The organism is Micromonospora sp. bgisy143 (genome assembly GCF_057708145.1).
On sequence record NZ_JBYIRN010000029.1, the window covers coordinates 62,065 to 84,821 of the forward strand.

22 protein-coding genes are annotated in these 22,757 nt (G+C 73.8%); 15 read left to right on the forward strand and 7 right to left on the reverse strand.

The genetic code is table 11. The annotated features are described in order from the left end of the window. Positions 1–47: 47 nt before the first annotated feature. A complete protein-coding gene (locus tag AC3EN4_RS26720; RefSeq protein ID WP_435208751.1) occupies positions 48–1,022 on the reverse strand; it encodes a DUF2267 domain-containing protein in 975 nt (324 codons plus the stop codon). 200 nt (positions 1,023–1,222) lie between these two features. On the opposite strand from AC3EN4_RS26720, the gene AC3EN4_RS26725 reads away from it, so the two are divergent. Further along, entirely contained in the window at positions 1,223–1,537 is a 315-nt protein-coding gene (locus AC3EN4_RS26725; protein WP_422739959.1) for a hypothetical protein, read from the forward strand. A gap of 70 nt (positions 1,538–1,607) precedes the next feature. Here AC3EN4_RS26725 and AC3EN4_RS26730 read toward each other — a convergent pair whose 3' ends face one another. Together AC3EN4_RS26730 and AC3EN4_RS26735 are read right to left on the reverse strand one after the other, a co-directional pair. Beyond that, a complete protein-coding gene (locus AC3EN4_RS26730) occupies positions 1,608–1,937 on the reverse strand; it encodes an STAS domain-containing protein (RefSeq protein ID WP_435208753.1) in 330 nt (109 codons plus the stop codon). Positions 1,938–1,995: 58 nt separating this feature from the next. Next, a complete protein-coding gene (locus tag AC3EN4_RS26735; RefSeq protein WP_435208755.1) occupies positions 1,996–2,352 on the reverse strand; it encodes an STAS domain-containing protein in 357 nt (118 codons plus the stop codon). Positions 2,353–2,578: 226 nt separating this feature from the next. Between AC3EN4_RS26735 and AC3EN4_RS26740 the strand changes: the two genes are divergently transcribed. The 5 genes from AC3EN4_RS26740 (at position 2,579) to AC3EN4_RS26760 (ending at position 7,006) form a co-directional block, all read left to right on the forward strand. Then, the gene (locus tag AC3EN4_RS26740) at positions 2,579–4,348 is read left to right on the forward strand and encodes a PP2C family protein-serine/threonine phosphatase (RefSeq protein ID WP_435208757.1); all 1,770 of its coding nucleotides are present in this window, start codon (positions 2,579–2,581) and stop codon (positions 4,346–4,348) included. Next, positions 4,345–5,391 carry a cobalamin B12-binding domain-containing protein gene (locus AC3EN4_RS26745; protein ID WP_435208758.1) on the forward strand — a complete coding sequence of 349 codons (1,047 nt, stop codon included), beginning with the start codon at positions 4,345–4,347 and terminating at the stop codon, positions 5,389–5,391. The genes AC3EN4_RS26740 and AC3EN4_RS26745 overlap by 4 nt, the downstream gene beginning before the upstream one ends. 111 nt (positions 5,392–5,502) lie before the next feature. Beyond that, positions 5,503–5,850 carry an STAS domain-containing protein gene (locus AC3EN4_RS26750; protein WP_422739964.1) on the forward strand — a complete coding sequence of 116 codons (348 nt, stop codon included), beginning with the start codon at positions 5,503–5,505 and terminating at the stop codon, positions 5,848–5,850. A gap of 69 nt (positions 5,851–5,919) precedes the next feature. Beyond that, positions 5,920–6,363 (forward strand): response regulator, encoded by a 444-nt coding sequence (locus tag AC3EN4_RS26755; protein WP_422739965.1) that lies wholly within the window; start codon positions 5,920–5,922, stop codon positions 6,361–6,363. A 109-nt stretch (positions 6,364–6,472) separates the two neighbouring features. After that, the gene (locus AC3EN4_RS26760; protein ID WP_422739966.1) at positions 6,473–7,006 is read left to right on the forward strand and encodes an ATPase; all 534 of its coding nucleotides are present in this window, start codon (positions 6,473–6,475) and stop codon (positions 7,004–7,006) included. A gap of 7 nt (positions 7,007–7,013) precedes the next feature. Here AC3EN4_RS26760 and AC3EN4_RS26765 read toward each other — a convergent pair whose 3' ends face one another. The 3 genes from AC3EN4_RS26765 to AC3EN4_RS26775 all read right to left on the reverse strand — a co-directional run bounded on the left by AC3EN4_RS26765 (position 7,014) and on the right by AC3EN4_RS26775 (position 9,778). Further along, positions 7,014–7,865, reverse strand: a complete 852-nt coding sequence (locus AC3EN4_RS26765; RefSeq protein WP_435208760.1) for a hypothetical protein — start codon at positions 7,863–7,865, stop codon at positions 7,014–7,016. A 493-nt stretch (positions 7,866–8,358) separates the two neighbouring features. After that, positions 8,359–8,784 carry an OsmC family protein gene (locus AC3EN4_RS26770; protein ID WP_421470731.1) on the reverse strand — a complete coding sequence of 142 codons (426 nt, stop codon included), beginning with the start codon at positions 8,782–8,784 and terminating at the stop codon, positions 8,359–8,361. A gap of 61 nt (positions 8,785–8,845) precedes the next feature. After that, positions 8,846–9,778, reverse strand: a complete 933-nt coding sequence (locus AC3EN4_RS26775) for a serine/threonine-protein kinase (RefSeq protein WP_422739968.1) — start codon at positions 9,776–9,778, stop codon at positions 8,846–8,848. A 190-nt stretch (positions 9,779–9,968) separates the two neighbouring features. Between AC3EN4_RS26775 and AC3EN4_RS26780 the strand changes: the two genes are divergently transcribed. The 5 genes from AC3EN4_RS26780 (at position 9,969) to AC3EN4_RS26800 (ending at position 16,056) form a co-directional block, all read left to right on the forward strand. Next, positions 9,969–10,199, forward strand: coding sequence for a hypothetical protein (locus AC3EN4_RS26780; RefSeq protein WP_357121824.1), 231 nt, complete (start codon positions 9,969–9,971; stop codon positions 10,197–10,199). Positions 10,200–10,300: 101 nt separating this feature from the next. Further along, on the forward strand, positions 10,301–11,047 hold the full coding sequence (locus tag AC3EN4_RS26785; protein ID WP_357172268.1) for a response regulator transcription factor: 747 nt from the start codon (positions 10,301–10,303) through the stop codon (positions 11,045–11,047). After that, positions 11,025–12,539, forward strand: a complete 1,515-nt coding sequence (locus AC3EN4_RS26790) for a sensor histidine kinase (RefSeq protein WP_435208763.1) — start codon at positions 11,025–11,027, stop codon at positions 12,537–12,539. Before AC3EN4_RS26785 ends, AC3EN4_RS26790 begins: the two co-directional genes overlap by 23 nt. 44 nt (positions 12,540–12,583) lie before the next feature. Beyond that, positions 12,584–14,830 (forward strand): ArnT family glycosyltransferase, encoded by a 2,247-nt coding sequence (locus AC3EN4_RS26795; protein ID WP_435208765.1) that lies wholly within the window; start codon positions 12,584–12,586, stop codon positions 14,828–14,830. After that, positions 14,827–16,056, forward strand: a complete 1,230-nt coding sequence (locus AC3EN4_RS26800) for a glycosyltransferase (protein WP_435208766.1) — start codon at positions 14,827–14,829, stop codon at positions 16,054–16,056. The genes AC3EN4_RS26795 and AC3EN4_RS26800 overlap by 4 nt, the downstream gene beginning before the upstream one ends. Before the next feature lie 5 nt (positions 16,057–16,061). On the opposite strand, the gene AC3EN4_RS26805 is transcribed toward AC3EN4_RS26800, so the two are convergent. Next, a complete protein-coding gene (locus AC3EN4_RS26805) occupies positions 16,062–16,910 on the reverse strand; it encodes an arginase family protein (RefSeq protein WP_435208774.1) in 849 nt (282 codons plus the stop codon). Between the two features lie 189 nt (positions 16,911–17,099). Here AC3EN4_RS26805 and AC3EN4_RS26810 point away from each other — a divergent pair, with 189 nt between their 5' ends. The 4 genes from AC3EN4_RS26810 to AC3EN4_RS26825 all read left to right on the forward strand — a co-directional run bounded on the left by AC3EN4_RS26810 (position 17,100) and on the right by AC3EN4_RS26825 (position 22,213). Beyond that, complete coding sequence (locus AC3EN4_RS26810) at positions 17,100–17,249, forward strand: hypothetical protein (protein ID WP_007459587.1); 150 nt, start codon at positions 17,100–17,102, stop codon at positions 17,247–17,249. 14 nt (positions 17,250–17,263) lie between these two features. Beyond that, positions 17,264–18,688, forward strand: coding sequence for a class I SAM-dependent methyltransferase (locus AC3EN4_RS26815; protein ID WP_435208768.1), 1,425 nt, complete (start codon positions 17,264–17,266; stop codon positions 18,686–18,688). Beyond that, the gene (locus tag AC3EN4_RS26820; protein WP_435208770.1) at positions 18,681–20,732 is read left to right on the forward strand and encodes a sulfatase-like hydrolase/transferase; all 2,052 of its coding nucleotides are present in this window, start codon (positions 18,681–18,683) and stop codon (positions 20,730–20,732) included. Before AC3EN4_RS26815 ends, AC3EN4_RS26820 begins: the two co-directional genes overlap by 8 nt. 197 nt (positions 20,733–20,929) lie before the next feature. Beyond that, a complete protein-coding gene (locus AC3EN4_RS26825; RefSeq protein WP_422739974.1) occupies positions 20,930–22,213 on the forward strand; it encodes a citrate synthase in 1,284 nt (427 codons plus the stop codon). Positions 22,214–22,757: the final 544 nt, after the last annotated feature.

Consider the following 22,757-nt stretch of genomic DNA (forward strand, 5'->3'; position numbering starts at 1 on the left):
GCGCGGGAGCACCCGCGTCCACCGGCCCGCGTACGCCACGACGGGGGTCAGCCGCCGGCCATCCCGGCGCCCACCTCGTCGATCGCGTCGTCGATCGCGTGGGCGAGGTCCACGTCCAGCGCGGTCACCCCGTCCGCCTGGTTGGTGCGGACGGTCAACACGGCTGCCGTGTCGCCCGGACGCCCGATGCTCGGGCCGCGCCCGTTCTCCTGACGCAGCCGGTCGAGCCGGGCGAGCACGCGGTCGAGGTTGTCCGGCGGCAGCGCGACCACGCGGTACAGGGCGGAGGTGTCACCGGCCCAGTACGGCAGGTCGTCCAGCGCCGCCTGGACCTGCTCGTCGTCCAGGGTGGGCGTGGTGGTGGCGGCCCCCACGATGCCGCCGCCGGCCGCCGGCGGGTTCAGCAGCTCCCGCAGGCCGTCCGGGACGTGCAGGGACTCGATCAGGTCGCCGTCCTGCTCGGCGAGCGCGGCGATCGTCGCCTCCGCCTGGTAGCGGGCCTGCTCCGGGGTACGTCCGCTGATCCGGCCCACCTCGGCCAGGAAGCCGGGCAGGTCCTGGTGCCGCTCGATGCCGTCCACGGGCACCACGTCGTGCAGCGAGTTCGGCACGGCGGCGAGCAGTCGTTGCCGCTCCGCCGCGTCGAGCGCGAAGGCCAGCACGAGCACGGTCGCCTCGGCGCCCACCTTTGCCGTCCGGAAGTCGACCCCGGACCGGCGTCCGATGTCCTCGACCAGGTCCTTGTAGCCCAGGCTGGTCATCCCGGCCGCGCCGCCGGGCGGTGGCTGCGGTCGCGGATTGTCCGGGGTACCCCTCGACGGCGGCGCCGGTCCACCACGCGTGGTGTCCGACTTGTGCCGTCCGGCCGGCGGTGGACCGGTCCGCTTGCCCTGGTCCAGGCTGGTGAGCTGCTTGGAGGCGCTCAGGCTCGCGCCGTACTCACTGGGCTGGCCGCCCTGCTCGCGGGCCTGCCGGGCCAGCGCCCGGCGGCGCTGGTTGTCGCCCTCCATCTGCTTGCGCATGGTGACGCCCCTTCCGCTGGGGATCGATCCTGCGCCCGTCGCGTTCCCGCCGTCCCCGGAGCCGAAACGGACGCTGCCGGCCGAGTAGGGCTGCGCGTCGGCCGGGCTTCATCCGCCCGGGGTGAGGGGTGCTCACCCGTGCGGCCCGCAGGATCGGGGCAGGAGGCAGTTCTTCCGAGGTACGCGGAAGGAAGGTCGTCATGAAACGGATCGTCGAGATCGTTCCCGCTCGACCCGGCTGGTACGCCCGCTGGCAGCTCACGCCCGATGCCACCCGGTGCTACCCGGTGAGCCTGTGGGCACTGCTGGAGGAGGCCGACGGAACCGGCCGGGAAGTGGTCGGAATGGACTGCATCGGCCAGTGGCCCGGTGCGGACGACAACGAGGCGGGTGGGGAGTTTGTCCGCTACCTGTACCAGACGCCCGACTCCGGGGAACCCGACGACATCGAACCCCCGTCGACCGTCGAGCTGCGCGACGCCGGCCCCCGACTTCAGCCGATGACCGCGCCCTAGGCATTTCTCCGGCCCCCGACCCCAGGTCCCAGGGTCGGGGGCCACCCCCCCTGCCCGGGGGTGGCGGCCGTCAGCCGGTGGCGCGCAGGTCGCCGCCGTCGTCGACGGTCAGCAGCTCGGTGAGGCCGGTGCGGTCCAACAGTTGCTGCACCTGCGGGCTGACCCCGGTGAGGCGGATCGCCCCGACGCCCCTTCGCACCATCAGCAGCGCGCTGAGCCCCGACGAGTCGCAGAGGCCGACGCCGCTCAGGTCGATCGTCACCTGCTGCTCGCCGCGCAGCTCCGCCGCCGCGGCGACCAGCTCGGGCGCGGTGTCGTAGTCGAGCTCGCCGGTCAGCCGTAGCCGGACGTGGCCGGCGTCGGGCCGGCTCACCTCGATGGTCAACAGCTGGTGGGGCATTGCTCCATGTTCCCAGTCCGCACGCGGAACGCAAACCCCGGGGCCGCGCGCCGCCGGATCACGCGGTGGCGGCGGACGCCTCGGCGTCGGGGCCGACCCCCGGGCCGGTGGACGGCAGCGGTCGTCCGATGAGCGTCGCGACCCCGGTGATGTCCAGGATCGTGGCCAGGAACCGGGGGACCGCGCGCAGCCGCAGCGCGGCACCGATCGCCTGTCCCTCCCGCCACGCGTGCACGATCACGGCGAGACCGGTGCTGTCGATGAAGACCAGGTCGGCGAAGTCCAGCACGATGGCGCGCGGCGCGTCGGCGAGGATCCGGTCGACCTCGGCCTGTAGCGGGGCCGATGTCGCGTACGCCAGCTCACCGCCGACGCGGATCAGTGGCACGTCCGGGTCGGACCGGTCGACGGACATGATCAGCGGCTTCGCTTCGGGTCTACGCCCTTCCGACAGCACGATCACGCCCTTCCGCCCGCCGTCTTTCCGGCCGGTGCGAGGGGATCGTAACAACCGCCGGCCGGGTCCGCTCGGTACGCGAGCAGGCCGCCCGACCTGCCGTCGGGTGCCGGTCGCGGCATACCGGCGTAGGGTGGGTGGCAGGTACGGGTTCGGGTGGACGACAAGGAGTGAGGCTCAGCTGGTGACTGCTTCCGACGTCAGGGACTGGGACCCGGGCGACGGACGGATCTCCACGCCGAGTACCACACGGGCCGCGGCGTGGTCCGCCGCCGACGCACGGTCCTGGCCGCCGCCCGGGCTGCCGCCGCTGGCCCCCGATCGTGACCAGGCCACTCCCGACTGGTCCGAGGTCGTCGAACACTTCCGCGAGGGCCTGGTGGTCTGTGACGCGGACGGGATCGTCCGGCACCTGAGCCCGGTGGCCGAGCGGCTGTTGCCCGAGGTGGTCCCCGGTGCACCGCTGGCCGCGTCCGGCGTGCCGGGGCTGGGCGAGGGCGCGCCCGGGAGCTTCACCCACCACGACCGTCGACTCACCGCCCGCCAGGTGCCGCTCACCGCGGGCCGCTGCTGCTGGTACGTGGAGGACGTCACCGAGAGCGTCAGCCGCGCCGACGCGCTGCTCGCCGAGCGGGCCCGGTCGGCCTTCCTGGCCGTGGTCGGCGACAAGCTGGGCAACCCGCTGCACCCCGACCGGGCCGCCGCCGCGGTCGTCCGGCTCGCCGTGCCGACCCTGGCCGAGGTGGCCGTGCTGGTGCTCGCGCCCCGCGCGGGGCGGGCCCGGTGGTGGCGGGCCTCCCGGGTCGACGACGAGGCACCGATGGTCGACAGCGGTGTCCTGACCGGCGCCACCCTCCCGCCGGCCATCGCCGACGGGCTGACCGGTGTCGAGCCGCACACCGTCGACTGGCTGGTGGAGCAGGCGGTCGACGCCGGCTGGCTGCCCGGCCTCACGGGCGCCGACAGCACCGCCCGGGTCGTCCCGCTGCCCGGCCGCGACACCCCCGCCGGGGTGCTGCTGGTCGCCCGCCGTGCCAGCCGCTGGTACGACGAGGACGACGTCGAGCTGATCCGGGCGTTCGCGGCCCGGGCCGGCGCGGCGCTGACCACCGCCCAGCTCTACCGCGACCAGGCGGAGGTCGCCGACACCCTCCAGGCCAGCCTGCTGCCGGTCGAGCCGACCGAGACCGCGGGCGTGCAGTGGGGCACCGCGTACCGCCCGGCGCAGGCGGGACTGCGCATCGGCGGCGACTTCTACGGCTCGCACCGGCTCGCCGACGGCGGTTCCGTCTTCTTCCTCGGTGACGTCTCCGGCAAGGGCGTCGAGGCGGCCGTGTTCACCGGCCAGCTCCGCCAGTGCCTGCAGGCGCTGCACCGGGTGGAGTCCCATCCCGGGCGGCTGCTGCGGCTGCTCAACGACGCGTTGCTCGAGACGACCCAGGCGCACGGTCAGGGCCGCTTCGCCACCATCGTGCTGGGTGTGGCCCGTCCGCAGCGCGACGGCGGGGTGACCCTCACGATGGCCGGCGGCGGGCACCTGCCGCCGCTGGTGCTGCGCGACTCGGGCGAGGTCGAGACCGTACCGCTGCGCGGCATGCTGATCGGGGTGGTGCCCGACCCCCGGGTCGGCGAGGTGACCGTGCGGCTCGCGCCCGGGGAGACCTGCCTGCTCTACAGCGACGGCGTCACCGAGGCCCGTGGGGGTCGTCGCGGCGACGAGCAGTTCGGCGCGGAGCGGCTGGTCACGGCCGTGACCGGGTGCCAGCGCATGCCGGCGCCGGCCCTGGCCGAGCGCGTCGAGCAGGTCACCTGTGACTGGCTGGGACACGGCGACCACGACGACATCGCGGTCCTGGCGCTGCGCGCGGTCAGCTCCGGCGGTCGCGGCGCGCGGCACCTGCACGCCGTGCCCGAGCCGACGAGCGCCGACGAGCAGAGGATGAGCCCCGCGTGACCGTCCCCACCACGTCGACGGACCTGATCGACGCCTACCCCGGCTATCTGGCCTGCCTCACCGACGCCGACGAGTACGCCGCGATCGACGTGGCGATCGGCCTGCTGGACGGGGGCGTGCCGCCGGAGCGGGTGCTGCTCGACCTGGTCGCGCCGGCCCAGGCCGAGGTGGGCGAGCGGTGGGCCCGCAACGAGTGGAGCGTGGCCCAGGAGCACGCGGCCACCCACATCAGCGAGCGGGTCGTGGCCGCCGTGGCGGCGCACGCCAACCCGCGGCCGACCGGCGGGCGGGTGGTGGTGGCCTGCATGGACGGCGAGTGGCACGCCCTGCCGCCCCGGCTGGTGGCCGAGGTGCTGCGGCTGCGCGGCTGGCAGGTGACCTTCCTGGGCGCCAGCGTGCCGGCGGCGCATCTGGTGTCGTACCTGCACCGGCACGACGCGCAGGCGGTCGCGCTGGCCTGCGCGCTGCCGATGCGGCTGCCGCACGCCCACCGCATGATCGAGGCGTGCCGGCGCTCGGACGTGCCGGTCGTGGTCGGTGGGCGGGGCTTCGGCGCGGACGGTCGGTGGGCGGCCAAGCTCGGCGCGGCCTGGGCGCCGAACGCGCCGGCCGCGGCCGAGGTGATCGCCGACGAGCGGGCGCTGCGGCGGGTGCCGCCGGCCCAGCTCGCGCACCTGGTCGACGACGAGTACGCGAGTCTGGTCCGTCGCCGTGGCGAGCTGATCGACAGCGCGCTGACCGACCTGCGCGAGCGGGTGCCGGCGACCCGGGAGTACACGGCCGCCCAGCTCGACTCGACGGCCAGCGACCTGGGTCACATCCTGGACTCGCTGGCCGCCGCGCTGTACGTCGACGACGCGTCGCTGTTCACCGAGTTCGTCGACTGGCTCGCGGAGATCCTGACGAGTCGGCGCGTGCCGGCCAGCGCCGTCGCCCTGACCCTGGAACACCTCGCCGACGCGTTGCGGGACTATCCCCGGGCGGCCCGCACGCTGGCCCTGGGGCGTGCCGGTCTGGCCGCCGTGTCCCGTCCCGCCGGCTGACCAGGTCCGGTCAAACGATCACCGCGGACTGCGGGCCGTCGTACCCCCCTGCGTATACTTGCCGCACTGCAAACGTCCCACCCGCCGGTGGAGCGAGCGAGGGGGGAGACGGTGACGTTCAGTGTCAGCGACGCCGAGCGTGACGGCGGTGTCGCCTGCCTGCGGCTCGCCGGTGAGCTGGACCTGAGCACCGCCGACGAGTTGGCTGCCGCCATCGACCGGCTCAGCGCCGCGGGCGAGCGCCGGGTGCTGCTCGACCTCACCGACCTGACCTTCTGCGACTCCACCGGGATGGCCGTGTTCGTCCGGGGCGACAACCAGGCCACCGCCGACGGGGGCTGGTTGAGGATCACCGGCGCCACCGGGCGGGTCGAGCGCGTGTTGCGGATCACCGGTCTGGCCGACGTGCTCCGCTACGTTCCGGACACGGCCGACCCGGCGTCCCACAGCGCCCCCTGATGGGCTAGATTTCCCCGCCAGCACGGTGACCGTTCGGTCGCCTTCTTCGCCGACCCGAGGCAGGTAGTGATGGGCGACAGCCCGCAACCGGTACGCATCCTGGTGGTCGACGACGATCCCGGCGACGTGCTGATGATCGAGGAAGCCCTGGCCGACTCCGACGTCGAAAAGATCATCGACGTGGTGAGCGACGGCGAGGAGGCGATGGAGTTCCTCCGGGCCGAGGGTCGCCACTCGCAGGCCCGCCGTCCGGACGTGATCCTGCTCGACCTCAACATGCCGCGCATGGACGGGCGTCAGGTGCTCGGTGCGGTCAAGCAGGACGAGGATCTGCGGACCATTCCGATCGTGGTGCTGACCACCTCCAACGCGGACACCGACATCGTCGGCAGCTACACGTTGCAGGCCAACGCGTACGTCACCAAGCCGATCGACCTGGACGACTTCAACGACGTGGTCCGCCGCATCGACGAGTTCTTCGGCCGCGTGGTGGTGCTGCCCAAGCGCCCCTGATCCGCCCGTCCCGCGCATGCTGAACAATTTTCCCGAACCGCCTCGGTCGGTGTCGCCGCGGCCGAGGATCCAGGTGGGGAAGTAACACCGGCTGCCTGGGGGCGACAGTATGAGGTTCTCCGTCGTGAAGACCGGCTACGACCAGCGACAGGTGGACTCCTGCCTGGATGAGTTGGGGATCAGGTTGTCCCGGCTCGCGGCGCGGGCGGAGGGCGCCGCCGGGGCGACCCGGGAGTGGGACGAGATCCGCCAGGAGGCGACCTGGCTCAGCGGGCTGCTCCAGCGACTGGACCTGGGCGACGCCGCGACCGCCCGCCGGACCGGCGACGCGGTGCGGCAGGAGGCCGACGAGATCCTGGCGCAGGCCCGCTACGCGCTGGACGAGGCCCGCGAGGAGGCGCGTCGGGTCCGCGAGCAGGCGTACGCGGATGCCGTGCAGGCCCGGCGCGAATTCGAGGAGGCGCTGCACGCGCGCCGCCGTCGGGAGGCGCTGGCGGACGAGATCCTCATCGGTGTGACGGTCGAGCCGGTGCCGGCCGACACGCCCACCGCGGCGGCCGGCACGGGCGTACCCGCGACCCGGGTGGCGGCCGGCGGTCGGGACAGCGGCGCGCAGCCGCCCACCGGGCGCACGGCCCACTGAACCGGCCTCAGGCCAGTAGCGCCGCCGCCACGGTGGTGGCGCGCTCCTCGTGCGGGGCGTACGCGTCGGGGTACGCGGAGACCTGCACGGCCTGGGCGGCGGCGGTGAGGCTCATGTCCTGCCAGCCGGGGATCTCGGCGAGGGCGGTGTAGAAGGCCCGGGCGGCGTACGCCGGGCGCATCAGTTCGGCGACCGTGCCCCAGCCGCTGCTGGGTCGCTGCTGGAACAGTCCGACCGAGTCGTGGTCGGAGCCGCTGCCCTGGTGCGGGTACTCGCTCGACTCCGGCAGCACGTCGCTGGCGAGGTTGTAGAGGTTGCTCTCCTGCATCGCGGTCGCGAGCGCCACCACCAGGCCGCGGCGCGGCATCTTCAGCTCCAGACCGACGTCCACGATGATCTTGGCGTTGTCCATCTGTTGCTGGTCCAGCCCGGCGACCGGGCGCGGCCGGCGCGGCTTGACCGGTTTGCGGGGCGCCTTGCGGGTGACGGTGGGCCGGGGGGTGGGCGAGGCCGTCGGGGTGGGGAGGACCCGGGGCGGGGCGACGTCGCGGTCCAGCGACCGGCTGGCGCGTTGGTCGGCGATGGCGGCACGGTCGGCCAGCGCGTCGGCTATCGGCCGGACGGGCTGCGGGGTTTCCTGTCCGTCGTGGGCGGCGGCGAACGCGCCCAGGCCGAGGCAGCAGGTGACGCCGGTGGCCAGGGCGATCCGGACCGGGGTGGAGCCGAGCAGGGTGCGGCGCGGCGCTGGCTCGGGGGCCCGGTGACGGCCGATCGTCCGTTCGGTTGAGGCGGCGTCCCTCGTCCGGGTGGTCGAGGGCGCGTCGGTCAGCTTCTGGGCGGTGGGGTCGTCGGGATGCACCCGCCGAGGCTAGATAGTCGTCCGCCCGCTGCCATCGGCCCCAAGAGTGGCATGCGCCACAATTTGCCCGAATCCGCGACGGAGGATTGGGCGAAAGCCGGTTATGCCGGCAAAACCTCGCCGATCAGGCGAGCCGGGTATTCCCGATTTAGCCGGTGAACGCGGTCATCGTGCCGCGCGGAGAAGCGGCTTTCCGCAGGGTTGCGGGCATACCCCGATCGACCGATGTGGGTTCCACCGAACGCCCGACCACGATGCCGGCGGCCGGTGGATGAGCCATCCCGGTCCGGGGCCGTCCCATGAACGAGCGTGATGACTCTCAGGCATCAAGATGCCCCAGAGTCATCAGGCTCGCCGGGAGGATGCCGCCCGCCGAGCACGCCGAGCACGCCGAGCACGCCGAGCACGCCGAGCACGCCGAGCACGCCGTCCGCGCCGGAGCGCGGGAACGGCCGGGACGGTCGGCACCGAAGGAGGCGGTCGCCGTCCGCGTTCAGTGCCGGCCGTTCTCCGCCGGCGTGACGGTCAGCCGATGCCGGGTGCTGTCGCTGCTGGAGAAGGGCCAGAGCCGGTCGGCGTACTCGACCAGGTCGGCCAGCTGCGCCCGGCTCAGCCCGGCGGAGGAGATCGAGGCGTGCACGTCGGCCCGGTAGCGGCCGTCGTCGTCGCGACCCAGCTTCGCCTCGGCGCGCACCTGGACCGTGTGCGCCTCGTCGGTGATCTCTCCGGCCGCCTCCACCGCCGCGTGGTGCAGGCAGGACGCGAAGGCCGCCGCCAGCAACTGCTCCGGTCTCAGGCCGGTGCAGTGCGCCGCCAGCGGCGACGCGAGCGGCGTGGAAAGCCCGCCGTCATCGGTTCGGACGTGGCCACCCTCGGCGGTGGCGGTGGCCTCATGCAGCCAGGAACTCGGACTCGGCATCGCGTTCCTCCCGTCGCTCACCCGCCCGGCTACCCGACCGGGGGCGGGCGAAACGCCCAGGTCAGCTCCTGTCGACGACCGACAGCGCCTCGGTGGCCTGCGCCGCCGCCCGCTCGGTCCACGGCGACGGCGCCGCCGACGGTGGCCGCTGCGTGGGGATCACCATCGGCACGTACACCCGGGCGTCCACGACCTCGGCCAGCAGCAGGGCCGCGACCAGGCTGGTCGGCCGCTGCGCCGGATCGTCGGCCAGGCAGGAGCGGCACAACTCGGACACCTCCGGCGGCAGCCCGTCGATCTCCGGCAGCGGTTCGGGTGGCCGGGACCGGCGCGTCGCCAGCAGCTCGGCCGGGGTCTGGGCCCGGTACGGGAGCCGGCCGGTGAGGCAGTAGTAGAGCAGCACGCCGAGGGCGTACATGTCGGCGGCCGGGGTGGCGGGCGCGCCGTCGAGCTGTTCGGGCGCCAGGTACGCCGGCGTGCCGAGCAGCATGCCGTCGGGCATCGGGTCCGCCGTGCCGGTCGGGGTGGCGATGCCGAAGTCGAGGACCTTCACCCCGGCCGGAGTGAGGATGACGTTCGCCGGTTTGACATCGCGGTGCACGATGCCGCTCGCGTGCGCGGCGGAGAGCGCGGCGGCGACCTCCGCGCAGACCCGTACCGAGATGCGCCAGTCCAGCGGACCCGTCCGCAGGTGCGCGGCGAGCGTCTCGCCCTCGGCCAACTCCATCACGATGTAGGGCATCCGGCGGCCGGGAAGCGTCGAGGAGGTGCCGAAGTCGTGCACGCTCGCCACGTTCGGGTGCACCAGCCGGGCCGCGGAGCGGGCCTCCGTGCGGATCCGCTCCACCGTGTCGTGGTGGCCGTCCGGGCCGGGCGCGATCAGCTTCACCGCGACCGGGCGGTCCAGCACCCGGTCGTGGGCCCGCCACACCTCGGACATCCCGCCGACGCCGATCCGCTGTTCGAGCTGGTACCGCCCGTCCAGCGTCCGCATCGACAAACTCCTCGTCCTCGTCCCACCGGCGGCGGGCCTGGGGATCGCGGTACCCGGGCACCGAGCTGGGCAAACCGCGACGGCCGCCGATCCCGCCGTACCTCGACCCCGGTCGGCGCCGGGTGCGGTAGCTTGCGAGCCAGGGCCGCGCGCACCGAGCGTGCCGGCACCGTCACGCAAAGGGGCCGCGATGGGCGAGGTCACCGTACGCTTCGTCGGCGGTCCGGCGGACGGCCTGGTCCGCGCGGTACCGGCCGAGCCGGACGGCGCCCCGCCCCAGCGGTGGATCATGCGGCACCCGGGCGGCACCGGCCCGACCCAGCCCGGCCCCGACCACCTCTACGAGCGCGACCAGCCCGACGGCCACGGCGGGTGGAGCATGCGCTTCGTCCGGACCGACGCGTACGGGGTGTCCGAGTGACCAGGGTCGGAGGCTGAGCGGTGGCCCGGCGGCCCGGCCGTACAGCTGGCACACAGGCGGCGCAGAGGCGCGACACAGCGGACGCGTCCACGATGGGGGGCATGGTCATCCAGGGGCAGACCGTGCCGGGCCGGATCGAGTTGCGCCGCCCGGACGGTGAACCGGTACGGGTGCTGGTGGTGGACGACGAGGCGACGCTGACCGACCTGCTCTCGATGGCGCTGCGCTACGAGGGTTGGCAGGTGCGCAGCGCCGGCAACGGGATGGCGGCGTTGAGCGCCGCGCGGCAGTTCCAGCCGGACGCCGTCGTCCTCGACGTCATGCTGCCCGACCTGGACGGCTTCCAGGTGCTGCGTCGGCTGCGTGAGCACGCCCCGACCGTGCCGGTGCTCTTCCTGACCGCCCGGGACGCGGTCGAGGAGCGCATCGCCGGGCTGACCGTGGGCGGCGACGACTACGTGACCAAGCCGTTCAGCCTGGAGGAGGTGATCGCCCGGCTCCGCGCGCTGCTGCGCCGCTCGGGCTTCGCGGTCGCCGCCCACGAGGAGGCGCTGCTGACCGTCGGCGACCTCAGCCTCGACGAGGACAGCCACGAGGTGCGCCGCGCCGGCCAGCTCGTCACGCTGACCGCGACCGAGTTCGAGCTGCTGCGCTACCTGATGCGGAACCCGCGCCGGGTGCTGAGCAAGGCGCAGATCCTCGACCGGGTGTGGAACTACGACTTCGGCGGCCAGGCCAACGTGGTTGAGCTGTACATCTCGTACCTGCGCAAGAAGATCGACGCCGGGCGACCGCCGATGATCCACACGTTGCGCGGCGCGGGCTATGTCCTCAAGCCCGCCGACTAGGGCGCTCGCCCGGCTGCGGCGCTGGTGGGCCGCCCGGCCGCTGCGGACCCGACTGGTGCTCGCCCTGGTCGCGCTGCTCGCCCTGGTCAGCGTCGCGATCGGCGGCCTCACCACGCTCGCCCTGCGGCACGTGCTGGTCGCCCAGGTCGACACCCAGTTGACGATGGGGGACCGGCCCCGCGATGTGCCGCCCTGGTTCCGCCAGGGCGGTGGCGACCCCGGACGGCCCGTTCCACGGCCGGGCATGGCCGCACCGTCCCCGCCGGAGCCTCCGCGCGGCTTCCCACCGGGCTCGCTTGCCGTACGTCGCGCCGACGGCGTCACCGCGGCGACGCGGAGCACCGCGAGCGGCAGCCTCGCCGATGTGCCCGCGGCCGACATCGCACGGCTGACCGCGCTGCCCACCGACGGTCGGCCCCGCACGGTCACCCTCGACGAAGGGGACGTCCGGGCGGTGGCCCGGCAACTGCCCAACGGGACGGTGGTCGCGGTGGCGATTCCGCTCAGCAACGTGCAGGACACCATCTGGGCGCTGGTCGCCGCCCAGGCCGGGGTCGTCGGCCTGGGCCTGCTCCTGGCCGGGGGAGCGGGCGCGCTGATCGTGCGGGCCACGCTGCGACCCCTGACCCGGGTGGCCGCGACCGCCACCCGGGTCACCGAACTGCCGCTGGACCGGGGCGAGGTGGCGCTCGCCGTCCGGGTGCCGGCCGCCGACACCGACCCGCGTACCGAGGTCGGCCAGGTCGGCGGGGCGTTGAACCGGATGCTGGGCCACGTCGCCGACGCGCTGGCCGCGCGGCAGGCCAGCGAGACCCGGGTACGCCAGTTCGTCGCCGACGCCAGCCACGAGCTGCGCACCCCCCTTGCCGCGATCCGCGGGTACGCCGAGGTGGCCCGGCGGGGCCGCGACGAGGTCCCCGCCGACGTGGCGCACGCCCTGCGCCGCGTCGAATCCGAGAGCACCCGGATGACCAGCCTCGTCGACGACCTGCTGCTGCTGGCCCGGTTGGACGCCGGCCGACCGCTCGCGGCGGACCCGGTCGACCTGTCCGCCCTGGTGGTGGACGCGGTCAGCGACGCGCACGTCGCCGGCCCCGAGCACCACTGGCGGCTCGACCTGCCCGAGGTGGTCATCCGGGTGCCCGGCGACGCCGCCCGGCTGCACCAGGTGGTGGCGAACCTGCTGGCCAACGCCCGCGTGCACACCCCGCCCGGCACGACGGTCACCACCACCCTCGCGGTCGAGGCGGACACCGCCGTCCTCACCGTCGCCGACGACGGGCCGGGAGTGCCGCCCCAGGTACGACCGGAGATGTTCGAGCGGTTCGCCCGGGGCGACAGCTCCCGGTCCCGGGCGCACGGCAGCACCGGCCTCGGCCTGGCGATCGTGGCGGCCGTGGTGGAGGCGCACCACGGCACCGTCGGCGTGGACAGCCGTCCGGGTCGGACGGTGTTCGCCGTCCGGCTGCCGAATCCCACAGCTGACGCATAGTCGGCGCACGGGGTCCCGCCAGTCCGGCCGCCGAGGCTGGCCGCATGGACCGAACAGACACCCAGCCGACGACGCCCGCCGAGCCGGTCGAGCTGCCCGACCCGAGCGCCCGTGGCGAGGAACCCCCGCCGCCGGGTCGCCCGGCGACCTGGACCCGGCTCGCGCTGCTGGCCCTGCTCCTGGGCACCGGTCTGCTCTACCTCTGGGGCCTGGGCCGCTCCGGCTGGGCCAACTCGTTCTACGCCGCCGCCGTGCAGGCCGGCTCGGTGAGCGGGAAGGCGTTCTTCTACGGCTCGTCGGACGCGGCCAACTCGATCACGGTGGACAAGACGCCCGCCTCGCTGTGGCTGATGGCCCTGTCGGTGCGGATCTTCGGGCTCAACAGCTGGGCGATGCTCGTCCCGCAGGCGCTGTGCGGCGTCGCCTCCGTCGGCGTCCTGTACGCCAGCGTGAAGCGTTGGTACGGGCCGGTCGCCGGCCTGATCGCCGGGACGGTCCTCGCCGTCACCCCGGTGGCGACGCTGATGTTCCGCTTCAACAACCCCGACGCGCTGCTCGTACTGCTGCTGGTCGGCGGCGCGTACGCCACCGTGCGCGCGGTGGAGACCGCCAGCACCCGGTGGATCGTGCTGGTCGGCGTGCTGGTCGGCTTCGGCTTCCTGACCAAGATGCTCCAGGCGTTCCTGCTGGTGCCGGTGTTCGCCGGTGTCTACCTGCTGGCCGCGCCGACCGGGCTGTGGCGGCGGGTACGGCAACTCCTGCTGGCAGATCTCGCGGTGGTGGTGTCCGCCGGCTGGTGGGTGGCCGTCGTCGAACTCGTCCCGGCCGGCGCGCGCCCGTACGTCGGCGGGTCGCAGGGGAACAGCATCCTGGAGCTGACCCTCGGCTACAACGGCCTCGGCCGGATCACCGGCGACGAGGTGGGCAGCGTCGGCGGCGGCGCCGGACGGATGGGCGGTGGTGGCGGCCCGTTCTCCGGGCAGACGGGCCTGCTGCGGATGTTCGGCGGCGAGGTCGGCGGTCAGATCTCCTGGCTGTTGCCGGCCGCGCTGATCCTGCTGGTCGCGGGCCTGCTGCTGGCCGGTCGGGCCGCGCGTACCGACCGCACCCGGGCCGGTCTGCTGCTGTGGGGCGGCTGGCTGCTGGTCACCGGTCTGATCTTCAGCTTCATGTCCGGGATCTTCCACGCCTACTACACCGTGGCGCTCGCACCGGCCGTCGGCGCACTGGTCGGCATCGGCGTCACCCTGCTCTGGCGGCAGCGCCGACCGCGCTCCGCCCCGGCGAACGAGCCGCACGAGGAACCGGTGACGGTGTCCCGGTGGCGTCCGCCGGCCGCCACGGCGACGCTCGCCGCCACCCTCGCGGTCACCGTCTGGTGGGCGTGGGTGCTGCTGGGGCGCAGCCCCGACTGGTACCCGTGGCTGCGTACCGTCGTGCTGGTCGCCGGCCTGCTCGGCGCGGCCCTGCTCCTGCTGGCTGCCCGGCTACCCCGGTGGCTGGTGCCGGTGGCGCTCGGCGTCGGCGCGGCGGCGGCCCTCGCAGGGCCGGCGGCGTACGCGGCGCAGACCGCCGCCACCCCGCACACCGGCTCGATCCCGAGCGCCGGCCCGGCCGGGGCGGGCGGCTTCGGCCGCGGCCCCGGCGGGCGACCGCCGGGCGGCATGGCGTTCCCCGGCGACGGGCAGTTCCCCGGCGACGGCCGCAATGGCAACCAGAACGGCGCTCAGCCGCGCGGCGGCGACGGCCGCAACGGCAACCAGAACGGCGGGCAGTTCCCGGGCTTCCCCGGTGGCGGGCAGGTGCCGGGTGCTCCCGGTGGCGGGCAGGCGCCGGGCTTCCCGGGCGGCTTCCCCGGTGGCGGTCAACGGCCTGGCTTCCCCGGCGGCGGGGGATTCCGGGAGGCCGGCGGCGGCATGGGCGGTCTGCTCGACGCCCGCGAGCCCAGCGCCGCGCTGCGTGCGCTGCTGGAGCGCGACAGCGACGACTACACCTGGGTGGCGGCCACCATCGGCTCCAACAACGCCTCCGGCTATCAGTTGGCCACCGGCGACCCGGTGATGCCGATCGGCGGGTTCAACGGCAGCGACCCGTCCCCGACGCTCGCCCAGTTCCAGCGCTACGTGGCCGATCGCAAGATCCATTATTTCGTGGGTGGCGGTGGCTTCCGGGCCAACGGAGGCAGCTCGGCCTCCCAGGAGATCTCCACCTGGGTCACCGAGACCTTCACCGCGCAGACCGTCGACGGGGTCACCCTCTACGACCTGAGCACCGGCGCGGACGCGTCATGACCGCACTCAGCGGCCCGCGTCCCGCCGTCCGGACCCGGTCCACCACGGACGGCGCGGTGCTGGACGTGGTGATCCCCGTCCACAACGAGGAGGTAGACCTCGGGCCGTGCGTCCGCCGGCTGCACGCGCACCTCACGGAACACTTCCCGTACCCGTTCCGGATCACCGTCGCCGACAACGCGAGCGTGGACGGCACCCTGGCAGTCGCCGACGTGCTCCGCGGTGAACTCCCGGGCGTCGAGGTGCTGCACCTGGACGCGAAGGGGCGGGGGCGGGCGTTGTCCACCGCGTGGTCGGCGTCGTCCGCGCCGGTGCTGGCGTACATGGACGTGGACCTGTCCACCGACCTGGCGGCGCTGCTGCCGCTGGTCGCGCCGCTCATCTCCGGCCACTCCGACCTGGCGATCGGCACCCGGCTGGCGCGTACCGCCCGGGTGGTGCGCGGCACCAAGCGGGAGGTGATCTCCCGGGCGTACAACCTGCTGCTGCGCGGGGCGCTCGCGGCACGGTTCTCGGACGCGCAGTGCGGGTTCAAGGCCATCCGCGCGGACGTCGCCGGTGAACTGCTGCCTCTCGTGCAGGACACCGGCTGGTTCTTCGACACCGAGCTGCTGGTCCTCGCCCAACGGGCCGGGCTGCGCATCCACGAGGTGCCGGTGGACTGGGTCGACGACCCGGACAGCCGGGTCGACATCGTCGCCACCGCCCTGGCCGACCTGCGGGGGATGGGTCGGCTCGGGCGGGCTTTGCTGACCGGCGCGCTGCCCCTGGCCGAGCTGCGCGCGCAGCTCGGTCGGGAACCGCTGGCCCCGCCGCCGGCGCAGGTGCCGGTCGGGCTGCCCGGGCAGCTGGTCCGGTTCGCCGCCGTCGGGGTGGCCAGCACGCTGGCCTACCTGCTGCTCTTCGTGGCCACCCGGGGCGTGCTCGGCGCGCAACCGGCGAACCTGCTGGCGCTGCTGCTCACGGCGGTGGCGAACACGGCGGCGAACCGGCGGCTGACGTTCGGCATCACCGGCAGCCGGCACGCCGGTCGGCACCACGCGCAGGGGTTGCTGGCGTTCGCGCTCGGCCTCGCCCTGACCAGCGGCGCGCTGGCGGTGCTGCACGCCGTCGACGCCGCGCCCGCCCGGACGGTGGAGCTGGCGGTGCTGGTGGCCGCGAACCTGGCCGCGACCGCGCTGCGGTTCGTGCTGCTGCGCCTGGGCATGCACCACCGGCGTAGCTAGGCCGATCAGCCGGTCAGCATCTGCGCGAGGACCTCGACGACGCGGCGGGTGTGCCGCCCGTCGGGGTCCTCGTCGGTGTTCAGGTCGGTCACGCTCATCCCGAGCAGCCGGTCGGCGCGGGCCAGCGGAGTGAGCAGGGCGACCAGGTCGGGCCAGCGCAGCCCGTCCGGCTCCGGGTACGTCACCGCCGGCAGGTCCCGCGGATCCACCACGTCCAGGTCGAGGTGCAGCCAGGCCGGCCCGTCGCCGTCGGCGGCCAGGCCCGCGCCGACCGCCCCGGCGCCGGCACGCAGCAGGTCGGCGGCGGGCAGCTGGTGGATCGCCGGGTCGATCCGGGCCGCCTCGACGCGACTGTCCTCGTCGGTGGCCGGTCGGTGGCCGAGCAGGTGCACCCGGGCGGGGTCGAGCAGCGCGTCGTCGACGCCGATCGCGGCGGCCGGGCCGTGCCCGGTGACCACCGACAGGTCCATGTCGGCGGCCTCGCCGGTCGGCGACGTGGCGCCGTCGAGGAAGTCGGGATGCGCGTCGACGAACCACAGCTCGGTCGTGCGGGGCAGGGCGCGGCAGATGCCGGGCAGGATCGCGCAATCCCCGCCGAGCACCAGTGGCCGGTGGCCGTCCGCGATCAGTCCGCCGATCCGCGCGCTGATCGCGGCGCCGGCCTGCACCAGACCGGCGGCCCCGATCACTCCGCTCGCCGGGTCCCGGCGCGGGTCCCGCAACCGGGCCTCGTCGATCTGCCCGTCGTCGTCGGCCACCAGTGCGTCGAGCAGGCCGGCCCGGCGCAGGGCGGCCGGTGCCCGCTCCTCACCGCGCCCAGCGCCGGAGGAGTCCAGAGGTGCGTCCACGACCATCCAGCGCACGCTTCGCAGCCTACCGACGAGGGCTGCTTCCTGTGGTCGGCCTGGGAGTCCTCGGATGTGCCCGCGACGGCGCGGACGAGCAGCGTACGGTGTTGGACAAGTCCGGCTTTCCGGTCAAAAGCCTCAAGGCTGTCGTCCTGGAACGCCGATGTCGAGACGGGCGAGGGGAAGGAGCGGTCGGTGATCCATCTGGCCTACCTGGACGCGGGATCGGGCAGCCTGATCGTGCAGGCCGTCGTCGGCGGGGTGGCCGGCGCCGCGGTCGCCGCCAAGCTCTACTGGCGGCGGCTGGTCGACCGGTTCCGCCGGCAGCCCACCGACCAGCGGTAACGGTCACGGCGACGATGACGACCACACCCACCGGGGTACGCCCCGAGCCCGCCTCCTTCCGCGACCCCGCCAACCGGGTCTTCCACGTCGGCGACGAGGTGCTGCGCGGGCTCGACGCCCAGGCCGCCGCGCACTGGCGGACCCTCGCGGCCAGCCCGTTCTTTCCCGCTCTCGTGTCGGCGGGCAAGGTGTGCGCCACCGAGGACGCCCCACCGACCCTGGCGCCCGCCGACGCCGGCTGGGCGGCGGTGCTGCGCCACGAACGCATCCCGTTCGTCTCCCACCCGTACGAGTGGTCGTTCGCCATGCTGCGCGACGCCGCGCTGCTGCACCTGGAGATCCTGCGTACCGCCCTGGCCGAGGGTTTCACCACCAAGGACGGGTCCGCGTACAACCTGCAGTGGCGCGGCGCGAAACCGGTCTTCATCGACATCGGCTCCTTCGAACCGGTCCGGGACGGCGAACCGTGGGCCGGCTACCGGCAGTTCTGCCAGACCATGCTGTACCCGCTGCTGCTCACCGCGCACCTGGGCGTGGACTTCCAGCCCTGGCTGCGCGCTCAGGTCGACGGCATCGAGGCCGAACAGCTCCGCCCCCTCTTCGGCGGAACCCGTCGACTGCGCCCCGGTGTGCTGACCCACCTGCACCTGCACGCCGCCATGCAGCAGCGCAACGCCGCCGCCAGCACCAGCGACGTCAAGGCCCAACTCCGCGCCGCCGGCTACTCGCGCCAGTTGCAGGCGGCCACCGTACGCGGCATCGAGAAGCTGGTCCGCCGCCTGTCGTACCGCCCGGCCGGCAGCCACTGGTCGGACTACCAGCGCACCTGCGGCTACTCGGCCCGGGACCGGGTCGCCAAGGAACAGTTCGTGGTCGCCGCCGTGGCCGCCGCCGGCCGTCCGCGCCTGGTGCTCGACCTCGGCGCCAACGACGGCCGGTACGCCCGACTGGCCGCCGGGCACGCCGACTACGTGGTCGCCGTCGAACAGGACCCGGCCGTGGTCGACGAGTTGTACCGGGCACTGCGCGCCGAGGGACAGCAACGGATCCTGCCGCTGGTGGTCGACCTGGCCGACCCGTCCCCGGGAGGCGGTTGGCGCGGCGTCGAGCGCGCCGGCTTCGCGCAGCGGGCGTCGGCGGACGTCGTACTCGCCCTGGCCCTCGTGCACCACCTGGCGATCGGCCGCAACGTGCCGCTGCCGGAGGTCGTCGACTGGCTGACCGGGCTCACCGCGCCCGGCGGGGCCGTGGTGGTGGAGTTCGTCCACCCGGACGACCCGATGGCCGCCCGACTGCTGGCCAACAAGCCCGACGGCCTCTTCCCCGACTACCGGCGGGACACCTTCGAACGGCTCCTCGCCGCCCGGGGACGGATCACCGACCGGCTGGAACTGCCCACCGGCACCCGCACGCTCTACCGGACGGTGATGGGTGGCTGAACCGGCCCTCACGACTCCGCCCGCCCCACCGCCACCCCGGACGGCGGATGGGCGGTGGGAGCGGGGCTGGCGCGGCGAGCTGGGCCGGCTGCTGGAGATCGTCGCGCTGGTCGGGCTGGTCGTCACCCAGCCGCTGCTGGACGTGCTCGGCCGCAGCCCCGACTTCTTCCTCTTCCACCGCGCCGACACCGGCCAGATCCTGCTGCTGGTCGCGCTGGTGGCGCTCGTGCCCACGGTGCCCGTGGCGGCGCTGGGCGCGCTCAGTCGACTCGCCGGCCGGACCGCCCGGGCGCTCACCCACACCGTGCTGGTCGGCCTGCTGGTCGCCGCCCTCGCCGTGCAGGTGGGCCGGCACACGACGACGCTTCGGGGCGTACCCCTGCTGGGTCTTGCCGGTCTGGCCGGGGTGGCCGGCGCGGCGGCGCACCGGCGGTGGCGGGCCCCGGGCCGCGCGTTGCGACTGGCCGCCGCCGGACCGGTGGCGTTCGTGGCGCTGTTCCTGTTCGTGTCACCCACCTCGGCGGTCGTGCTGCCGCGCGGCGACGGCGGCGCGGCCGGCACCGCCCAGGGCACGACCGTGCACCCGCCGGTGGTCATGCTGGTCCTCGACGAACTGCCGCTGGTCAGCCTGCTCGGCGGTGACGGCCGGATCGACGCCGCGCGGTTCCCGCACTTCGCCGAGCTGGCCGACGCCTCCACCTGGTACCGCAACGCCACCGGGGTCAGCGGGTGGACGCCCTACGCGCTGCCGGCGATGCTCACCGGCCGCTACCCGGCGCGGTCGGTCGCGCCGCACTACTCGCAGTACCCGGACAACCTCTTCACCGCCTTCGGCGGCCTGTACGACATCCAGGCCGAGGAGAGCATCACCCGGCTCTGCCCGCCCAGCCGCTGCGAGCAGCCGGTCGCCCCGGAACAGGGGCTCGGCGTGCTGGTGCAGGAGACCGGCAAGCTGTTCGGCCGGATCGCCGGGCCGACGGAGAGCGCGGTCGACCCGGAGGACTCGTACCGGGAGCGGACGCGGGCCGAGGCCGGCCTGGACGCCGCCGAGCCGGTGCCGGCCGACCCCAAGTTCCGCTGGGACAGTCTCGACGACAACCAGCCCGCCCGGTTCACCAGCTTCCTCGCCGGGCTGAAGCCGCAGCCCCGACCGGCGCTGCACTTCCTGCACCTGCTGATGCCGCACTCCCCGTGGGCGTACCTGCCGTCCGGGGCGCGGTACGACGCCCCCGAGGACCTGCCCAACGAGGGCGCCGGCTGGATCGACCTGGCCCGTCAGCGCCACCTCGCCCAACTTGGCTACACCGACCGGCTGATCGGCGAGACGCTGCGTACGCTGCGTGCCAGCGGCCTCTGGGACCAGGCCCTCGTCGTCGTCACCGCCGACCACGGGGTGAGCTTCACACCGGGCGCGCAGGGCCGGGGGATGGACGCCATCAAGGCCGCCGCCGACGAGGTGGCCTGGGTGCCGATGTTCGTCAAGGAACCGCGCCAGCAGACCGGCCGGGTGGACGACCGCAACTGGGAACACGTCGACCTGCTGCCCACCGTCGCCGACGAGGCCGGCATCCGCCTGCCCTGGCGGGTCGACGGCCGCTCCGCCCGGCAGGCGCCGCGCACCGACGGTGCTAAACACTTCTACGACACCCCCGGCCAGGCGGTCACCTTCCCCGGCGGGGTGCCCACCCCACCGCCGCTGCCGACACCGCACCCGCTGGTCGGCACCGAGGTACGCGCCGGACCGAGCGGCGGCAGCGCCCGGGTCGCCGACCTGACCGCGTTCCGGGCCACCGACCCGGACACCGGCACCCTCCCGGCGCTCGTCTGGGGTGACGTGCCCGCCGCCGTACCGGACGGCACGCTGCTGGCCGTCGCCGTCAACGGACGGATCGGCGCGGTCGTCCCGGTGGTGCCGACCGACCCGGGCGGCCGTCGCTTCGCCGCGCTGCTCACCGACGACCGGCTGTTCCGCGCCGGCACCAACCAGCTCGACGTCTACCAGGTCACCTCCACGGGTACGCTGCGTCGCCTGACGCTGTCCTGAGCTGTCCGCCGGGCTGGTCGTTTGCGGCTTTCGTGGGCTTCCCGCCTGCCGGGATTGCGGGTTTCCCGGCCTGCTGGTCGGGAATCGGGTGACGCATACCTCACCGCCGAACCACGGCGGGCAGTGTCCCCCGAGCCGCAATTACGGTAGAAGCGAAGGCAATTCAACGTAGATCTGCCGGCGAAGCGAGGAACCACATGACGGAAGTCAAGCTCGACCACCCCGGCGGGCAGCTGTCGATGCCGGTGCATTCCGCGGTCGAGGGCCCCGCTGGCATCGGGGTGAGCAAGCTGTTGAAGGAAACCGGGATGACGACGTACGACCCGGGTTTCGTCAACACCGCCGCTGCCTCATCCGCGATCACCTACATCGACGGCGACGCGGGGATCCTGCGTTACCGGGGGTACCCGATCGAGCAGCTGGCCGAGAAGTCCTCCTTCCTGGAGGTCTCGTACCTGCTCATCTACGGTGAGCTGCCCACCGAGCAGCAGCTGACCGAGTTCACCGAGTGGATCCGGCGGCACTCGCTGCTGCACGAGGAGATGCGTCGGTTCTTCGACGGCTTCCCCCGGGACGCCCACCCGATGGCGGTGCTGTCGTCCGCCGTGAGCGCGCTGTCGACCTTCTACCAGGACAGCCTGGACCCGTTCGACTCCGAGCACGTGGAGATCTCCACCGTCCGGCTCATGGCGAAGGTCCCCACCATCGCCTCGTACGCGTACAAGAAGTCCATCGGGCAGCCGCTGCTCTACCCGGACAACTCCCTCGGGTACGTGGACAACCTGCTGCGCATGACGTTCGGCGTGCCGGCAGAGCCGTACGAGGTCGACCCGGTCATGTCGAAGGTGCTGGACATGCTCTTCGTCCTGCACGCCGACCACGAGCAGAACTGCTCCACGTCGACCGTCCGGCTGGTCGGCTCCAGCAACGCCAACCTGTTCGCCTCCGTCTCGGCGGGCGTGAACGCACTGTTCGGCCCGCTGCACGGCGGTGCCAACCAGGCCGTGCTGGAGATGCTCCAGCAGATCCACTCCGGCGGTGACGACGTCCGGTCCTTCGTCCGCAAGGTCAAGGCCAAGGAGGACGGCGTCAAGCTGATGGGCTTCGGCCACCGGGTCTACAAGAACTACGACCCGCGGGCGGCGATCGTCAAGAAGGCCGCCCAGGACGTGCTCGGCCGGATGGCCAAGCCGGACCCGCTGCTGGACATCGCCATGGAGCTCGAGGAGATCGCGCTCGCCGACGACTTCTTCGTATCCCGGCGGCTCTACCCGAACGTGGACTTCTACACCGGCCTGATCTACAAGGCCATGGGCTTCCCCACGAAGATGTTCACGGTGCTGTTCGCGCTCGGCCGGCTCCCCGGCTGGATCGCCCAGTGGCGCGAGATGATCAACGACCCGGAGACCAAGATCGGCCGTCCGCGGCAGGTCTACGTCGGCGCGGCCGAGCGGGACTACGTCCCGTTCAACGAGCGCTGACCTCCGCTTCGCGCACCACCCGCACGAGCACGACCGCAGGCCGTCGACCCCGATCCGGGTCGACGGCCTGCGTCGTGTGCGGTCGGCCTTGATGGACTCGGCTGCTGTGAAACCGGTCTGTCCCCAGGGACGCCCCGGTTCCCGTGAAGTCGAGTCGACGATGTGCCGGCTCGGCGGCCCGACAGCAGCGCAGCCGCGACAGCGGCGAGGCGATGGCCGGGTGGTCCCGACCCCGGCTGTCTGTTTCGGCTCCTGTCGAGCTGCCCCAGAAATGGGGCGCGGCGTGGTGGCTGCGCCGGCACGCCTGCGCCCCTGCCCCGTTCTTGCTGCCGCGCCGTGGCTTGACCCTGACGGCCGGTCGCGCCGCGTCGCCAATGATCGACTCCAGTTCCCCGATACCGCGGTATCCAGCTCACCGGGACCCCCCGACATCGGCGAAGCGGAGTGGATCAAAGGGTTTCCGGTCCGGTTGGGGACTCCCGACCTGGTGGCGCGGATGACCGTTGTGGCGGGGTGTCCGGGGGTCGTCGGCTGTTGTGGCGGG

Excerpts from the sequence above, each read along its gene's own strand:
- AC3EN4_RS26790 (WP_435208763.1), top strand. The coding sequence starts at position 11,025 with ATGTCCTCAAGCCCGCCGACTAGGGCGCTCGCCCGGCTGCGGCGCTGG.
- AC3EN4_RS26780 (WP_357121824.1), top strand. The coding sequence starts at position 9,969 with ATGGGCGAGGTCACCGTACGCTTCGTCGGCGGTCCGGCGGACGGCCTG.
- AC3EN4_RS26770 (WP_421470731.1), bottom strand. The coding sequence starts at position 8,784 with ATGCCGAGTCCGAGTTCCTGGCTGCATGAGGCCACCGCCACCGCCGAG.
- AC3EN4_RS26800 (WP_435208766.1), top strand. The coding sequence starts at position 14,827 with ATGACCGCACTCAGCGGCCCGCGTCCCGCCGTCCGGACCCGGTCCACC.
- AC3EN4_RS26825 (WP_422739974.1), top strand. The coding sequence starts at position 20,930 with ATGACGGAAGTCAAGCTCGACCACCCCGGCGGGCAGCTGTCGATGCCG.
- AC3EN4_RS26785 (WP_357172268.1), top strand. The coding sequence starts at position 10,301 with ATGGTCATCCAGGGGCAGACCGTGCCGGGCCGGATCGAGTTGCGCCGC.
- AC3EN4_RS26755 (WP_422739965.1), top strand. The coding sequence starts at position 5,920 with ATGGGCGACAGCCCGCAACCGGTACGCATCCTGGTGGTCGACGACGAT.
- AC3EN4_RS26815 (WP_435208768.1), top strand. The coding sequence starts at position 17,264 with ATGACGACCACACCCACCGGGGTACGCCCCGAGCCCGCCTCCTTCCGC.
- AC3EN4_RS26775 (WP_422739968.1), bottom strand. The coding sequence starts at position 9,778 with ATGCGGACGCTGGACGGGCGGTACCAGCTCGAACAGCGGATCGGCGTC.
- AC3EN4_RS26795 (WP_435208765.1), top strand. The coding sequence starts at position 12,584 with ATGGACCGAACAGACACCCAGCCGACGACGCCCGCCGAGCCGGTCGAG.
- AC3EN4_RS26760 (WP_422739966.1), top strand. The coding sequence starts at position 6,473 with ATGAGGTTCTCCGTCGTGAAGACCGGCTACGACCAGCGACAGGTGGAC.
- AC3EN4_RS26725 (WP_422739959.1), top strand. The coding sequence starts at position 1,223 with ATGAAACGGATCGTCGAGATCGTTCCCGCTCGACCCGGCTGGTACGCC.
- AC3EN4_RS26735 (WP_435208755.1), bottom strand. The coding sequence starts at position 2,352 with ATGTCCGTCGACCGGTCCGACCCGGACGTGCCACTGATCCGCGTCGGC.
- AC3EN4_RS26805 (WP_435208774.1), bottom strand. The coding sequence starts at position 16,910 with ATGGTCGTGGACGCACCTCTGGACTCCTCCGGCGCTGGGCGCGGTGAG.
- AC3EN4_RS26730 (WP_435208753.1), bottom strand. The coding sequence starts at position 1,937 with ATGCCCCACCAGCTGTTGACCATCGAGGTGAGCCGGCCCGACGCCGGC.
- AC3EN4_RS26720 (WP_435208751.1), bottom strand. The coding sequence starts at position 1,022 with ATGCGCAAGCAGATGGAGGGCGACAACCAGCGCCGCCGGGCGCTGGCC.